Here is a 14,765-nt window from a genome sequence, read left to right as displayed (position 1 = left end):
GGCAATGTCGGATTAGCTCACCGTCCGTGGACGTTCCAACCACCTCATGCCAGGTACATGGAGAGTTGCCCATTCTGGGCGGAAGTGATCTATTTTACTAACGACTACTGTCATATCATCATAGATTTGATTTTGTTGGTATCGAATAACCCTTTCTAGTAAGCAGTCGGCCAACTGCTGTGGATCTTCGCTTTCAATTTCCTGAATCATGCGTTTCATCCATATTTCCTTATTAACCGCATAACCCGGTGAGTCGTATATACCGTCTGTAATCATAATGAGAATATCACCCGGCTGGAGCTGCAGTGATACCAAATCAACTTCAATATCCTGTATAATGCCAATCGGCAAGTTGCTGGCAGATACGGGAATGACCTCCTCCCCTCTTTTAATAAAACTCGGCGTAGACCCAATCTTCATAAAGGTTGTCTGGGCCGTGTACTGATCAATCAGCGCCATATCGACCGTAGCATACATTTCCTCAGGTGATCGCAGCATCAGGACAGAGTTGACCGACTTGATCGCCAACTTTTCGTCCATACCCGATTGGAGTAATTCCTCCAAAATGTTAAGTGCTGCACTGCTCTCTTGCTGCGCGCGCTCTCCGTTCCCCATACCATCACTTAAAGAGACTGCAAAAGTCCCGTTCCCTAGCTCCATCATGCTGTAGCTGTCACCTGAGAAAAAATCGCCTCCTTTGGCGGCACTAGCTACTCCTGTAGCAATCTCATACGTTTTAGCAGAGCCAAACATGACTGTAGCCAAGCCTTGGCGGCGATCTGCCTCCGTTTCGCGCATCACAGCTATATGCTCGTCCAGTATGTCCGACAAAAGTGGAGCAATGATTTTCCGACATTCATCAAATCCCCTTGTATAGGCATGGACAATCTCAATTTCTACCTGACCTGCATCCAGGTTTATGATCTCAATGGATTGAATGGACAAGCCCAGTCTATCAAGAGCCTCTCGTATTTGCTCTTCCTGCCGATGCATGGTTTGCCCTTCCCGCTGAATTTCTCGCGCTAAATCCTCCATGATTTGTGATACACCCGATAGTTGGTCAGCAACAAGCTGACGACTATCGTATACTTGGCGCTTCCACTGCATATTATGTTGGTAGAGGCTATACTGCTGCTTCATCACTTGCAGGACAGCGCCCGTTTTAGCACATGCCTTGCTCCATTGCGGCGGGATCTGCTCCGGTTCCAAATCCGGGTTATCCTCAATGGCGCTCATCATTTCCGTCATATACTGATGAGTTTGCATAAACTTTCCATCCCAGCACTGCTCACACTTGAAGCAGGAGGCACATGTCCCTTCCGCCACCGCATTCATAAAGTGTTCGATTTCACCATCCGACTTCGTGCTCTCACTCGCAGATATCTGATGAAAGCTGCGGGATAGCTGACTGAATACACGAGAAAACTTCGTTACCCGCTCTGCGGTGAGGTCGCGGACCCTTTTGGCATACTCATGCTGAGATTTGGCGTGGTCCTGCGTACCGGGAACATAGGTAGAAACCGCTTTAAAGAAACTTTTTGGGGTCATTAAGAATAATAGAATTGCCGCACAGCTCTCCCAGGTTGACGTCAGCACGTCTCCGGTCCCGTCCAAATAGATTGTCAGGATTGAGGAGCCTAGCAGCATCCCAAGCGCAACAGCACCTTTTTTTCCTTCACGCAGCATTCCTGCCAGCAAACCTGCAAAAGCGAGTAAACTCATCTGCACAATTGCAGACATATTGGCCAAGCTTAAAATTAAGCCAGTAATTACACCGACCGATGCACCCAGCGAAGCACCTCCCACCAAAGCAAACACCAAGACCAAATATCGCGACAGTACATGATCGACAGACAATGAATGAACAGTCCATCCTACTGCTCCCGTCATCACAGAGGCTAATAAAATAATAAGACATAAAATTTCCTCATTCTTGAGCTGGCTTGTCTTCTTGCGGTACGTAAACAACGGTATGGCCTGCGTGAACACCAGCGTAAGCATAAAGCTGAGAACCGCATCCGTTCCCACAATGATAAGTTCATACCATGTGAAAGTTGGAGCCATCACGGCGTTAAATAAATTGACCATAAACACAGACAAGAAAACCATAAGCGGGGCATAGGATAATTCCAGACGGTCGAAGGTTCGTAGCCCGCGATACAGGAGATAAAATACCAGTAACTCACCACCAATCATAAATAACGATGGGTAAGGAGCTAGCAGGCTGCCTAACACAACTGATACAGCTACAGGCAGCATCAGATCACGCCGAAGAAACGTTATGACCGCAAAATAAGCGAGGGCAAAGGGAGAAAGCTCGTCCAAAATAGTGGCGCGTCCTAGTAGAACTCCCATAGCTGACAATAGCAGCATCCATCTTTGCGCCGTTACCCATTGCACCACTTTATGTGAATCCAGCCGTTTCTTGAGTCTGGAAGACCACCCTTCCGTACGCTCTTTGGATTTGGACTTTCTAGATTTTAACCCCGGAAAATGTACCACGTTCCATTTCTCCATCATGCGTCAGGCACCCCATTCATCAATTTGATGTTCCCATCTTAAACCGGAACGACTGAGAAAGTTTGTCAGAACCTCACGTCTTATTCCAAGAAATTTCCGACAAAAAAACGTTCTGCGCGAAAGGACAGAGCATCACTCTGAACATCAAGCTACGCCCGTATGGAAGCCGATGGAAGAAGCGTCCCGCTACTCTTTACATGACCTCTCGATGTCGTTCGTCCTGATGCCCAGACTAGCGATTTGCACAGAAGATAGACGGAAAACCGTTGGAGTTTGTCGGACGATTATGTCCTCACGACAAAAAAAACATCCACTTTCCAGCATCGTAGCGCTTATCTTCTTCGCCAAAATTGCGAATTTCATAAATGCCCGTACGACTAACCACTGGATTCAGCGCCGACAGCCGCTGCTTATCGCATCTGTTGTCGGTAGAACGCAAAAAAACCGTAGCAGTCTCTCGACTGTACGGTTTTCCGTGTATGATTGATACGGTTGTCAAAGTGAATTAAACACGCTTCGCGCCGCGTCCTCCGCGTTTACCTTCGGTGTTCTTTTTCAGCGACGAAATGCGTTCCTCACTATCTTTCAGGAAGCGTGACATTTTATCCTCAAATGAAGGTTTACCCGGTGCAGGCTTGAAAGAACGGCCTCCACGATCGCGGTTGAAACCACCGCCACCACCACCGCGTCCTTGACTTGGACCTGAACCTCCACCGCCGAAACGGTCGCCTCCGCCTGGTCCTCCTGTACGCTCCGGTCTTGGAGCTCTTGGGGGACGGGCTTCACTTGCCGGCTTGTCAATCGTTTGCTTAATGGAAAGTCCGATTTTGCCATCTTTGTCAACATTAATGACTTTCACCGTCACAACATCATTAATCTTCAGGTGGTCGTTAACATCCTTAACATAGTTATCGGCGATTTCCGAGATGTGAACGAGACCCGTGACACCTCCAGACAAATCCACAAATGCTCCAAAATGCGTGATGCCTGTCACTTTGCCCTCTAACTTGGTGCCCACTTCAATTGCCATAGAATAAAATGATCCTCCCTTAAAATATACAACCGATTTTTTTGCAAAAAAATCCCGCTGTGGTGATTTGATTATACAAAATGGCGGAACCAAGGTCAACTAAGCATTGGCCCGATAATGTTCCTATTTCTGATCTCCGATGATTGGCGTCTCTTCCGGTTTGTAAAGACCGTACTTGCTTCTGGCAATCTCGCCAATGTACTCAGGGTCCTTGAGACGATTCACTTCGGTTTGAAGCTGTTGTTCCGTTTGTGTAGCAGCTTGCTTCTGCTTTTCCTTCTGGGTGAGCTGTTCACTTCGATCGGCCATAATCATGCCTTGAGAAAAAAAGGTAAAAATTGCCCAACTACCAAAGGCGGCAAGCGATAGCAACCAAATCATGATTCGCCTGCGCCCGCCCGCGTTGGACTTGGACGTAGAAGATGAATGGCGATCTACAGACGAATTACGCATGATACTACCTCCTTCCAAACCATCTTTTCGCTGTGTTTTTCAGTCTGATACCCAGCTTTACGAGCAACTCTGGAGTCTTCCAGCGCGCTTTAAGCGGACCGATCAGCCATAGGATCGGCTTCCAAACCGGCATCAGGATGTATATCAGCATCCTTCCCAGGAACACAATAAGTGTCCATGTCCATCCGACCAGCTTGCGTAACAGCCGATACAGCGCTAACACCGGAAGAACAATCAGGATGCGCAGTATGCTGTTCACGATCAACGTCAGTCTGCGAACTATCTCTAATAACATTACCACAAAACGTTGGGTTGTAACACTAAAGGCCCAAAAATAGAGCCAAACCCCCAAAAGTAGTCCTAAAAAGACATAAAACCGCAGCTCACCGCGATTACTCGCGTATAGCACACGGAAAATAAACAAAGCCGAGGCCACCCAGTACAGCACGTCCAACATATGAACGCTCCAGCGGGCAAAATGAAAGCGGATGGACAGCACCCGGTAGCTGTCAAACACCACTCCCATGGCTATGCCCGACAACAGCATCCATGTCAATGTCAGCCATTGTGTGTAAGGGTTCATTTGAAGAGCTTGCCGAATAGGCTTTTTCCGTTTTTGGCCGGGGCCCCGGGCTCCAGGTAGACGAGGGAAGTAATCAAACCTTCAATGGACAACAGCCCCTCTTCTAGACTGAGGTTTTTGATATGTAAATGTTGTCCGCGAATGGTGAGATGGCCCAGCTCGGTCTGAAGCAAAAATTCTTCACTGTCAAAGCTCTCCACATTGCTGACGCCTGAAATATCGAGTTGCTTGCGGCTTTGCATGCGCAGATCATGGTGCTTGGACTTCCCTTGTTCAATCATGGCATGTACCCCTCCTTCTGTTCTTAGCTTATGAAGGGGGCCGTATGATTTAGAACCGCTTTTGCTGTTAATCAGCATATGATGGACGAAACCTCGTCATCTAAAGAAAAAAAAGCACTCCTTCATAAAATAATGAAGGAATGCTTTCATGTACAGTTGTGAGAAAATCAGATGTCTGCTTACCAGTTCAAACCATTGTCCCTGGCAATAGGCTCTTCCTTTACCAAAGTGTACATACTTGCAGCCTCGTCCTTGCGTGTAGTGTCGGCGAGCCGTTCCACTCGCACGGTCACCAGCTTCTGGCCAAACTGGACGGTAATTTCATCGCCTACTTTGACCGCACTGCTCGGCTTGGCTTCGCGTCCGTTCACCAGCACTCTCCCTTGTTCGGAGACGTCCTTGGCTACCGTACGCCGCTTAATCAGCCGCGAGACTTTCAAGAATTTATCAAGACGCATTAGTTAACGGCTTCTTTAAGCTTATTACCGGCTTTAAAAGCAGGAACGGTCGATTCTGGAATTTCAATCGTGTTACCGGTTTGTGGATTGCGGCCTGTACGGCTGGAACGCTTGCGTGTTTCGAAAGTACCAAAGCCGATCAGTTGCACTTTGTCACCGCTAGCAAGTGCATCTGTAATTTCACCAAGAACGCCATTCAATACAGCTTCAACGTCACGTTTGCTCAAACCGCTTTTGCTGGAAATATTGTTGATCAGATCTGTCTTGTTCATAAGATAAAAGCCTCCCAAATGTCAAAAAATAATCATCACGCTGCATGTCCATTTATGGAGCAGACGTGAGGTCCAACTGTGGCCGAAGCCCTCCTGAATGTCACTGTAACACGCTTAACTATAAGCTACAGTTATTTTCAGAATTACTACAAGTTATTCTGGCTTGTCCGTAAAAATCCTGCAATGACAGGCGTTTTTTTATTCGACCCCAGTTAAGCCAACATCCTACTACAAAACTCTGCCCATTGGCAAGTCTTCACAAACTGGGCCTTCTTTCAACCCTGCATATGTCTCATTTTACTGTTCTGTGCAGCCAAAAGCGAATATGTGGAATCACGCTTTGCCAAGGAGCTTTTTTGCTTCCTGCCAGTAAGTCTCCATTTCATCTACGCTGCTGTCTTCGGGACGGCGTCCTTGCTCGCGTAATTTCTGCTCAATATACTGGAAACGGTCGACAAATTTGCGATTGGTGGCGGACAATGCCTCTTCCGGATCTACTCCCATGAACCGGGCTGCATTCACTGCAACAAATAATACATCGCCTAACTCCAGCAACTGGGCTTCCACGGCATGCCCTTCACGAACCGCTTCCTTCAGCTCAGCCACTTCTTCGTCCAATTTATCGAATACGCCCTCAATGCTATCCCAGTTAAAGCCTACCTTAGCTGCTTTCTTCTGGAGCTTGTACGATTTCATAAGAGCAGGCAGATCACGTGGAACCCCATCCAGTACGGAAGGGTCTGCTGCCGTCGTGCCTTTAAGCCGTTTTTCCTCAGCCTTCATCTGCTCCCAGTTTTGCAGCGCTTCTTCCGCATCATTCGTTTGATTGTCACCAAATACATGTGGATGACGGAAAATAAGCTTATCATTCAGCCCCTGGATAACATCATACACATTGAAGGTTCCAACTTCCTCTTCCATTTGGGCATGCAGCAAAATTTGCAACAACAGATCGCCCAGCTCTTCCTTCATATGCTCAGGGTCGTCCTCATCTATCGTTTCAATGACTTCATACGTTTCTTCGATCAGATTTTTGCGGATCGACTGATGTGTCTGTTCACGATCCCATGGACAGCCTTCCGGACTGCGTAAAATATCGACAATCTCGTGTAAACGGTCAAAAGAACGCCGTTTCAGCGCCTCATCTTCACTGCGAGGTATGTATACCAAGGATAGGTTCCCGTAGCCCTCTACTCGATCTAGCTCGTACAGCGGCACCTTGTGCACCGCTTCCTCGCCTTCCACCCCAAGAGCGTGACCGACGTACACCTCATAATCGTCAGGATACCGCTCCATCAGGCACAGCTTCACATCAGAAGCCGTGAAGGTGTCATACACCTGTCCGATCAGCGTATGCAACTGAGGCTGGAGCCAGCTGGCATCCAGTGTACCTGCGTCCAACAGTTGGAAACCCTCGATCGGATCAAAACCAAGACGCACAAAAGCTTCATCCAGGAAACTTTCGCCACCCAGAATGTTCAGTTCAATCCCTTGCGCAGGACAACGCTCCTTAAGCAACTGCACCGCTGCTTCTGCCACCATCGGATGACCGGGAACCGCATATACGATTTCGCTTCCGTCTACCGCCTTAGCAGCCATCGTAATCAATTGGCTGGTAATTTCCTCGTATACCTCTGGAAAAGACTCCTTTGTCTCATATAACTCGTCAAACGACTCAAAAGCCACTTCAAACTCATTCAGCACTTGAACCGCAGGATGCTCCTTGGTCCGCAGATAGAGCGCTGAAGCGCCCCGCATTTTGTTCAATATCCCTATCGTAAGCTGATCCGGATCTCCCGAGCCCAAACCTACGACCGTTAATGTTACGCTCATATCCAATCCTCCGTTTCGCAGAAACAAGGTTCGTGCTCGAAAAAATATACGGCCTACCCCCGCTTCCGCTTCCTTTGCTTTGGGACTTACTATACCACAAAGTTGTATAGGCTCATAAAATGGCTGTGCCACTTTCGCGCCCTAAGCCCTATGCCTGGGCTAAGCCAGTACACGCAGCCTGCGCAGCACGGCTGCCAGCGGGCGTCCGAGCTTGGGCACCGCCACAAGCTCGGCTTCCGTGATCAGCCTCAAGCGTGCGAGGCCGATCACGAACACAACGGCGCCTGCTGCTACGCCCAGCAGGCTCTCCGCGGCTGCCGTGGCGCGACCTCCGGCAGCCCATCCCAAGGCACCCAGCACAGCGCTGGTGCCCCACATCGCCGCCCCGGCCGCACCAGCCAGGGCGATAAGCAGTGCCGCCGGCTTGAGCACGCTGGCGGACCAGCTCCCACGCAGGCCTACCAAGCGAGCCAGCAGCACGATGTTGATCACCGCCGCCAGCAGATAGGCGACAGCCCCCGCAATGGCGGCTCCAGCCGTGCCTAGCTGCGGCACGAGCAGCCAGTTTAGCAGCGCCTTGGCTACTGCGGCCGCGAGCATCGCCAGAGCCGGCGCGCGAACCGCGCCAAGCCCTTGCAGCAGCGCAGCCGAGATGATGCTGAGCGTACCGCCTACGGCGGTTAGCGCCATCCAGCGCATGACCTCGCTGCCGGTGTCGTCCGCATACAGCATCACATTGACGGGCACAGCCAGCACGATCAGGCCTGTCGCAGCGGCTAGTCCCAGCAACCAAAACCAGCGCAGCGATTGCTCGCACTGGCGACGTGCCAGCTCCGTACCGCCGGTCACCCGCGCCTCAGCCAGCGATGGAATGAATAATGCCGACAGTGTGGTAGCAAACATCATGACTAGCTGTACCAGCGGCAGACCTCGGTTATACACGCCAAAGGCCACCATAACCGCAGTATCGTCCAAACCCTCCTGCTTTAACAAGCGAGGTACGGTAAAAGTGTCTACCAGGCTAATTAACGGAACGGCTAGCGCTCCAAGGCAAACAGGCAAGGCATAACACAGCAGCGCCTTTAGCAAGGCACCGTTGCTTTCCGCCGGGTGTAGCTCTCCAGTTTGTGCTTGCACTGTCGCCATGACCGTCCCTTGCCTTCTAAGCCTCTTCCTGTGATTTCGCCAATATAGCAACATGACGACCAATCCCGCTGCTCCACCTGCTGCTGAACCAAACACTGCTCCGGCGGCAATCATATCCGCCCCCGCTCCTTGCGACAGCATGAGCAGCAACAGCATAATCATCACGCTTACCCGTATCGCCTGCTCCGTCACTTGGGAGATAGCAGTCGGAAGCATATTTTGCAAACCTTGAAAATATCCTCTCAATCCCGCCATAACCGGTACGAACAAAAAGGCAAACGCCGCCGCCCTCACCGACGGAATAACGTGAGCATTGTCGATCCATTGACCAATGAGCGGCGCGCACGTATACATCAGCACGCCCAAGATCAATCCAAAGACACCCAAGACAAGCGAAGATAGCCGAGCAACACGTTGCCCCGCTGCCCGGTTTCCCACTGCCTCAAACTCAGCTACAAATTTGGATATTGCAGCCGGAAATCCAGCAGCTGCAATGGTAATGAACAGCGTATAAAAAGGATAAACCGTATTATAAATGCCAAACACGCCGTCGCCGCCGATATTCTGCAGCGGGATTTTTTGCACTGTGCCGATCAGCTTGCTCGCTACTGCTGCCAGTGTCAAAATGACAGCACCTCGTAGCAGCCGCGAAGCGGCGCGATTTTCCTGCATTCTCCGTCTCCACTCCCACCTGAAATATGCATCTTTCACGAGTCCTATTATACCGCCTCTTCTCCCGGAAAGAAAAAAAACCCTGTACAACGCAGGACGGCTTTCGCCATTCTGTACGTCATACAGGGGTGAAACGGGATGTTACTGTTCCATTTGTTTGCCCAGGAAGCCAGCGGCTGTTTCAGCCATTTTGATCTCCATTTCGGACATTTTTACATTTTCGTCCTTGTTCAACAATACAACGGAACCAATGGGATCACCACCGGAAACAATGGGAGCCGCCACAAAGGACGAGAGTGTTTCTTCGTGGTCTCGCGTTAGCTCATAGGAGCCGCTGGCTGTCTCCAGCACAGTTTTGCGATTATCCATACTACCTTCGATAATGCTACCGATTGGCTTGTCCAGAAACTCTTTTTTAGAGCCTCCAGCCACCGTAATAATGGTGTCCCGATCGGTAATCATTGTAATATGGCCCGTGCTTTCAAACAGGGACTCAGCATATTCTTTGGCGAAATCACCAAGTTCACCAATAGGTGAATACTTTTTCAAAATGACTTCTCCGTCACGATCCACAAAAATCTCAAGCGGATCTCCTTCACGAATTCTCAAGGTGCGGCGAATTTCCTTTGGAATAACTACCCGCCCAAGGTCATCAATACGGCGAACTATACCAGTAGCTTTCATTTCACATGTTGCCCCACTTTCTCAAGAAGAATTTAGTAAACTACTGACGGTATCGAAAGACGCTTCCACTCCCCCAGAAGCGGTCACGAAGAACGTCACGGTCATGGTGTTTATGGTGATATCTGACCATAGTATTCATCTGTTCCCAATTCCTTATGCATGTTCAGTTATTTACCTTCGTTTGTAGCTCCATCTTTGGCTGTTCCTGCATTGGTATCGCCCGTACCGTTTGTTGCTGCGCCCGGTGTAGTTGTGCTACCAGCACCGGAAGTTGCACCGCTTTTCTCTTGCGTAGCTGGTACCTTCGGCAGATTGATTTTCAAATCAAGCTTCGTCAAATCATTTTCGGTAAAGTTTTGGATACTTTCCCCGGCCAATTTATTTTTCAGGGCAGCCTTTTCGTTGTCTTTCAATTTATCAAACGTTGGCTCATTGCGGGACTCCACTTTGATCACGTGATATCCGTATTCCGTTTCCACTGGCTCACCGATTTTGTTAATCGGCTGAGTCTCAGCGGCCTCTTTAAATGCAGGTACCCATTGCGCTACGGATGCATTCTCATACAGGCCTCCGTTAGACGCAGAACCTGGGTCTTCTGAATACTTCTTGGCAATCGTCGCAAAATCCGCTCCTCCGTCCAGCTTCGCCTTCACTTCTTTGGCCAGCTTGAGGGTATCCTCTTTTTTGCGCTGTTTCTTCGTTTTAGGATCTTCGAAGTTAATTAATACATGACGCACGGTTGCTGTTGTGAATTGATCTTTATTTTTCTCAAATTCCTGTTTTAGCTGATCATCTGTTACTTTGTTGGTTTCGCTGTTGATTACCGTCATTACACGCGTGAAGTAATCTTTCACACCTTGTTCGGTCAGTTTTTTATCACTCAGAAATGTCTTGAACTTATCTTCTCCGACTGACTTTTTATACTGCTCCAGCTGTTCGTTCCCTTCTTTGGCACCCTGCTCCTTGGCTTTGTCGTCCGCTTTGGCCGCCAGAAGCTTGTACACCACTTCCTGCTTTACAATTTGCTCCCGTACCTGATCCGAAGCTAACGCAGCCTCATATTCCGGGTAAAGGAATTTCATCATGCTGATTTCTTGGTTGAACTCATTTTCGGTAATGGTTCCACCCTTATAGGTCACGACAACCTTGCTGTTGTCCTTCGGTTCATCCTTGACCTTGTTCTCATCCGCTTGCTTCGTACATGCTGCCAGCACGGATATAGCTAGCAGCGCTGCCATTCCCAAGGAGAGCATTCTCCAAGGTTTTCTTTTATTTAGTTGTGGCATTTTGCAGTTCCTCCTTCAATGTGAATGCTTCTTTCAATGCACTCAAAAATTGTTCCAGCAGTTCTAGCAACTGTGGATCATTTAGACCTTTGCCCTTTATGCGTGCGCTCATAGAAGTGCCCTGTTCAAATTGTACACGTCTTTCAAAGCGATTGCCAATCTCGGCAAGTTTAGCAGTCTGTACCGCCTGCTGACGCCCTTCATGGAATTTCAGCACTATATTGTCATCCCGTTGCACTATGGACTCGATGCCATACATGCGTCCATATACCTTGAGACGAGCCACGGCTAGCAAATGACGCACAGCCTCTGGCAGATCGCCAAATCGGTCGACCAGTTCATCCTCCAGTTCGGAAGCCTCGTCAAAAGTGCTGACCGCTGCAACCTTTTTATAAATCTCAATCTTCTGGATGCTGTCATAAATATAGTCTCCCGGCAGGTAAGCATCGACGCCTAAATCAATCGACGTACTCCAATTCCGATTGGACTGATCCTCTTCTCCAAGTACGCTGACTTTACGTTTATTAATTTCCTCAGCTAGCATCTGCGAGTAAAGATCAAAACCGACGGATGCGATGAATCCATGCTGCTCAGCGCCAAGCAAGTTACCCGCTCCACGGATGGACAAATCGCGCATTGCAATCTTGAACCCGGAGCCCAGCTCCGTAAATTCTTTAATCGACTGAAGGCGCTTCTCTGCCACTTCCGTGAGCACCTTATCCCGCTGGTACGTGAAGTAAGCATAGGCAATCCGATTGGAACGACCTACACGCCCACGTAGCTGATAAAGCTGGGATAGCCCCATTTTATCGGCATCATGCACAATGAGTGTATTCACATTTGGAATATCCACACCGGTTTCGATTATGCTCGTGCTGACCAGTACATCATATTCGCCATCCAGGAAATCCAAAATAGTTTTCTCCAGTTCGGTTTCGGACATCTGTCCGTGACCCACGCCCACCTTGGCCTCCGGTACGAGCGCATTGATCTCTGCAGCCATCTCCTGAATGCCCTGCACGCGATTATACAGATAGTACACCTGCCCTCCGCGTGCCATCTCGCGTTCAATGGCCTCACGAACTAGAGTTTGGCTGTGCTCAACCACATAGGTTTGCACTGGAAAACGGTTTTCCGGTGGCGTCTCAATGACTGACAAGTCACGTACACCCAGCATGGACATATGCAACGTACGCGGAATAGGTGTTGCCGTTAACGTCAGCACATCTACGTTCGTTTTCAGCTTCTTCAGCTTTTCCTTATGGGTTACGCCAAATCGCTGTTCTTCATCGACAATCAGCATTCCCAAGTCCTTAAACACCAGATCCTGCGACAACAGACGATGGGTACCAATGACAATATCGACCGTGCCTTGCCGGACCCCTTTAATCGTCTCATTCTGCTCTTTGCGCGAGCGGAAACGGCTCAATACCTGAATATTGAACGGATACCCTGAAAAACGTTCACGGAACGTCTCATAGTGTTGTTGTGCCAAAATTGTCGTCGGTACCAGCACCGCTACTTGTTTACCTTCAATAGCAGACTTAAAAGCAGCACGAATAGCAACTTCAGTTTTGCCGTAACCTACATCACCGCATAGCAAACGATCCATCGGGCGACTCTGCTCCATGTCCTTCTTAATCTCTTCAATGGCCCGAATCTGGTCACGTGTCTCATCATACGGGAACATATCTTCAAACTCTTGTTGCTCCGGTGAATCCTTTTCAAAAGCAAACCCTGGTGCCGACTGTCGTTCTGCATATAGCTTGATCAAGTCATCCGCAATATCCTGAACCGAGCTGCGCACCTTACTTTTAACCCGTGTCCACTCATTGCCACCCAGTTTATAAATCTTGGGTTCCTTGTCCTCTGAGCCGACATATTTCTGAATCAGATCAATTTGTTCAATCGGCACAGACAGCTTATCTCCACCCGCATAGAGGACATGCATGTAATCCTTATGGATACCGCCAACCTCCAGCGTGCCGATCCCCATGTACTTCCCGATCCCGTGATTTTGGTGTACGACATAGTCGCCCACCTTCAGCTCGCTATAGCTCTTAATCCGTTCTGCATTGTCCACATGCCGGCCCTGCTTACGAGCTTTCCGCTGCTTCTGGGAAAACATTTCACCCTCGGTAATCACTGCCAGATGAATAGACGGCATTTCAAAACCGCTTTGCAGATTGCCTATAGCCATCGTCGGCTCATCAATACCGTAATCTTCAAGCACTCTGCGCATCCGGTCCAGACGTTCATCTCCACTCGCCAGCATCATAACCTGTGTGCCTGCTTTGCGCCAACGATCCATCTCCGCCTTGAGCACATTCATTTGGCCATGAAAATCCTGCATGCCTCGGCAGATGAAGTTCAAAATATTTTGTGGCTGGGTATGAGGAACCTGACGGAGGAAAATCGACAGGAACAACGTCTGAAATCTCCGGTTGTACAGCAGATTGTCCGCGTCATCTGACAGTTCTAGCTGCGGTAACGTTTTACCGTTTTGAAGCAAATGCAGATTCCATTCTGACTCATCTCGTTCCAGTTGCTTGGCTGTTTCCAGCATACGTGCCGGTTCATCAATAATCAGAATCGTATCTTCCGGCATATAGTCTGCTAGGGTTTTACGTTCAGGATACAGCAGGGAGATATATTTATAGATTTCGTCAAAATACACATGCTCTCGCAGCAACTCAATTTCACGATGGATCTCTTCTTTCAGATGCTGCTTAGCTTGACGATCCGTCATTTTGCCCAGCTGCTCCTCCAACAAAATAGCAGCGGCATCCGCCGCCTGGTCCATACGCTGGTTATTCGCAATAACTTCCTTACACGGTGTTACGGTAACGTCCTGAACCTTCTCCACCGAACGCTGATCTTGCGGATCAAACTTACGGATCGAATCAATTTCATCGTCAAACAGCTCCACACGATAGCCCCAACGGGTTGTCATTGGATAAAAATCAATAATTCCTCCGCGTACGCTCATCTCTCCACGTGATTCCACACGCTCTACACGCTGGTATCCCATCTCGACCATATGTAGCAAAAACGCTTCCAGCTGAATCGTTTCGCCTTCTTTCAGCTCAATACGAGCCTCACGCCATGTTTCCGGAATTGGCAGTAAACGTCGGACACCAGAAAACGGCACGACAACAATCCCACGAAAACCCTGGGCGCAGCGTATCAATACATCAATTCGTTGGGACAATGTCTCTGGACTGGATATTGCTGCTTCAGCAGCTACCAGCTCATTAGCAGGATACAATAAAACCTGATCAGGAGAAAGCGCTTCCTGTAAGTCATCTGCTATTTTTTGAGCGGCAAACATATTGTGCGTCATGACCATTAACGGTCGTCCGGTATCTTCGGCAAGCGCGGCCATCAGTACCTGTCGGGAAGAGCCTGATAAACCTGATATCAGTTGTTCCTTCATTCCTGATGATATACCTGCTGCAATGGATGCATAATCAGCATCCTTCGTAAAAGCCTGAATAAGTGCTTGTAACAAAAAAGGCACCCCTTTATGCTTATAAATAGTTACATG

At 49.0% G+C, this 14,765-nt stretch carries 13 protein-coding genes; all 13 read right to left on the bottom strand.

Annotated elements, in window-relative coordinates; all coding sequences use genetic code 11:
• Positions 1–12: 12 nt before the first annotated feature.
• Positions 13–2,520 (bottom strand): stage II sporulation protein E, encoded by a 2,508-nt coding sequence (gene spoIIE / locus BM358_RS24485; protein WP_028542513.1) that lies wholly within the window; start codon positions 2,518–2,520, stop codon positions 13–15.
• Between the two features lie 292 nt (positions 2,521–2,812).
• Entirely contained in the window at positions 2,813–3,019 is a 207-nt protein-coding gene (locus tag BM358_RS24480) for a hypothetical protein (protein ID WP_028542514.1), read from the bottom strand.
• Between the two features lie 6 nt (positions 3,020–3,025).
• Entirely contained in the window at positions 3,026–3,550 is a 525-nt protein-coding gene (locus tag BM358_RS24475) for a S1 domain-containing RNA-binding protein (protein ID WP_014279051.1), read from the bottom strand.
• Positions 3,551–3,673: 123 nt separating this feature from the next.
• Positions 3,674–4,003 (bottom strand): FtsB family cell division protein, encoded by a 330-nt coding sequence (locus tag BM358_RS24470; RefSeq protein ID WP_013308137.1) that lies wholly within the window; start codon positions 4,001–4,003, stop codon positions 3,674–3,676.
• 4 nt (positions 4,004–4,007) lie between these two features.
• Positions 4,008–4,586 carry a spore cortex biosynthesis protein YabQ gene (gene yabQ, locus BM358_RS24465; RefSeq protein ID WP_023986441.1) on the bottom strand — a complete coding sequence of 193 codons (579 nt, stop codon included), beginning with the start codon at positions 4,584–4,586 and terminating at the stop codon, positions 4,008–4,010.
• Positions 4,583–4,867, bottom strand: coding sequence for a sporulation protein YabP (yabP, locus tag BM358_RS24460; RefSeq protein WP_013368685.1), 285 nt, complete (start codon positions 4,865–4,867; stop codon positions 4,583–4,585). Before yabP ends, yabQ begins: the two co-directional genes overlap by 4 nt.
• 179 nt (positions 4,868–5,046) lie before the next feature.
• Positions 5,047–5,325, bottom strand: a complete 279-nt coding sequence (locus BM358_RS24455; RefSeq protein ID WP_016818913.1) for an RNA-binding S4 domain-containing protein — start codon at positions 5,323–5,325, stop codon at positions 5,047–5,049.
• On the bottom strand, positions 5,325–5,597 hold the full coding sequence (locus tag BM358_RS24450; RefSeq protein WP_007428028.1) for an HU family DNA-binding protein: 273 nt from the start codon (positions 5,595–5,597) through the stop codon (positions 5,325–5,327). The genes BM358_RS24455 and BM358_RS24450 overlap by 1 nt, the downstream gene beginning before the upstream one ends.
• A gap of 333 nt (positions 5,598–5,930) precedes the next feature.
• The gene (gene mazG / locus BM358_RS24445; RefSeq protein WP_028542515.1) at positions 5,931–7,430 is read right to left on the bottom strand and encodes a bifunctional methyltransferase/pyrophosphohydrolase YabN; all 1,500 of its coding nucleotides are present in this window, start codon (positions 7,428–7,430) and stop codon (positions 5,931–5,933) included.
• A gap of 159 nt (positions 7,431–7,589) precedes the next feature.
• The gene (locus BM358_RS24440) at positions 7,590–9,248 is read right to left on the bottom strand and encodes a putative polysaccharide biosynthesis protein (protein WP_028542516.1); all 1,659 of its coding nucleotides are present in this window, start codon (positions 9,246–9,248) and stop codon (positions 7,590–7,592) included.
• 141 nt (positions 9,249–9,389) lie between these two features.
• Positions 9,390–9,932, bottom strand: a complete 543-nt coding sequence (spoVT, locus tag BM358_RS24435) for a stage V sporulation protein T (protein WP_023986438.1) — start codon at positions 9,930–9,932, stop codon at positions 9,390–9,392.
• Positions 9,933–10,099: 167 nt separating this feature from the next.
• Positions 10,100–11,218: a peptidylprolyl isomerase gene (locus BM358_RS24430; protein WP_023986437.1), complete on the bottom strand. Its 1,119-nt coding sequence runs from the start codon at positions 11,216–11,218 to the stop codon at positions 10,100–10,102.
• The gene (gene mfd, locus BM358_RS24425) at positions 11,202–14,729 is read right to left on the bottom strand and encodes a transcription-repair coupling factor (RefSeq protein ID WP_028542517.1); all 3,528 of its coding nucleotides are present in this window, start codon (positions 14,727–14,729) and stop codon (positions 11,202–11,204) included. The genes BM358_RS24430 and mfd overlap by 17 nt, the downstream gene beginning before the upstream one ends.
• Positions 14,730–14,765 lie beyond the last annotated feature (36 nt).

The sequence above is a fragment of the Paenibacillus sp. cl130 genome, from assembly GCF_900116035.1.
GTDB classification, from domain to species: domain Bacteria; phylum Bacillota; class Bacilli; order Paenibacillales; family Paenibacillaceae; genus Paenibacillus; species Paenibacillus polymyxa_B.
This window is presented reverse-complemented; position numbering and strand designations above follow the sequence as displayed.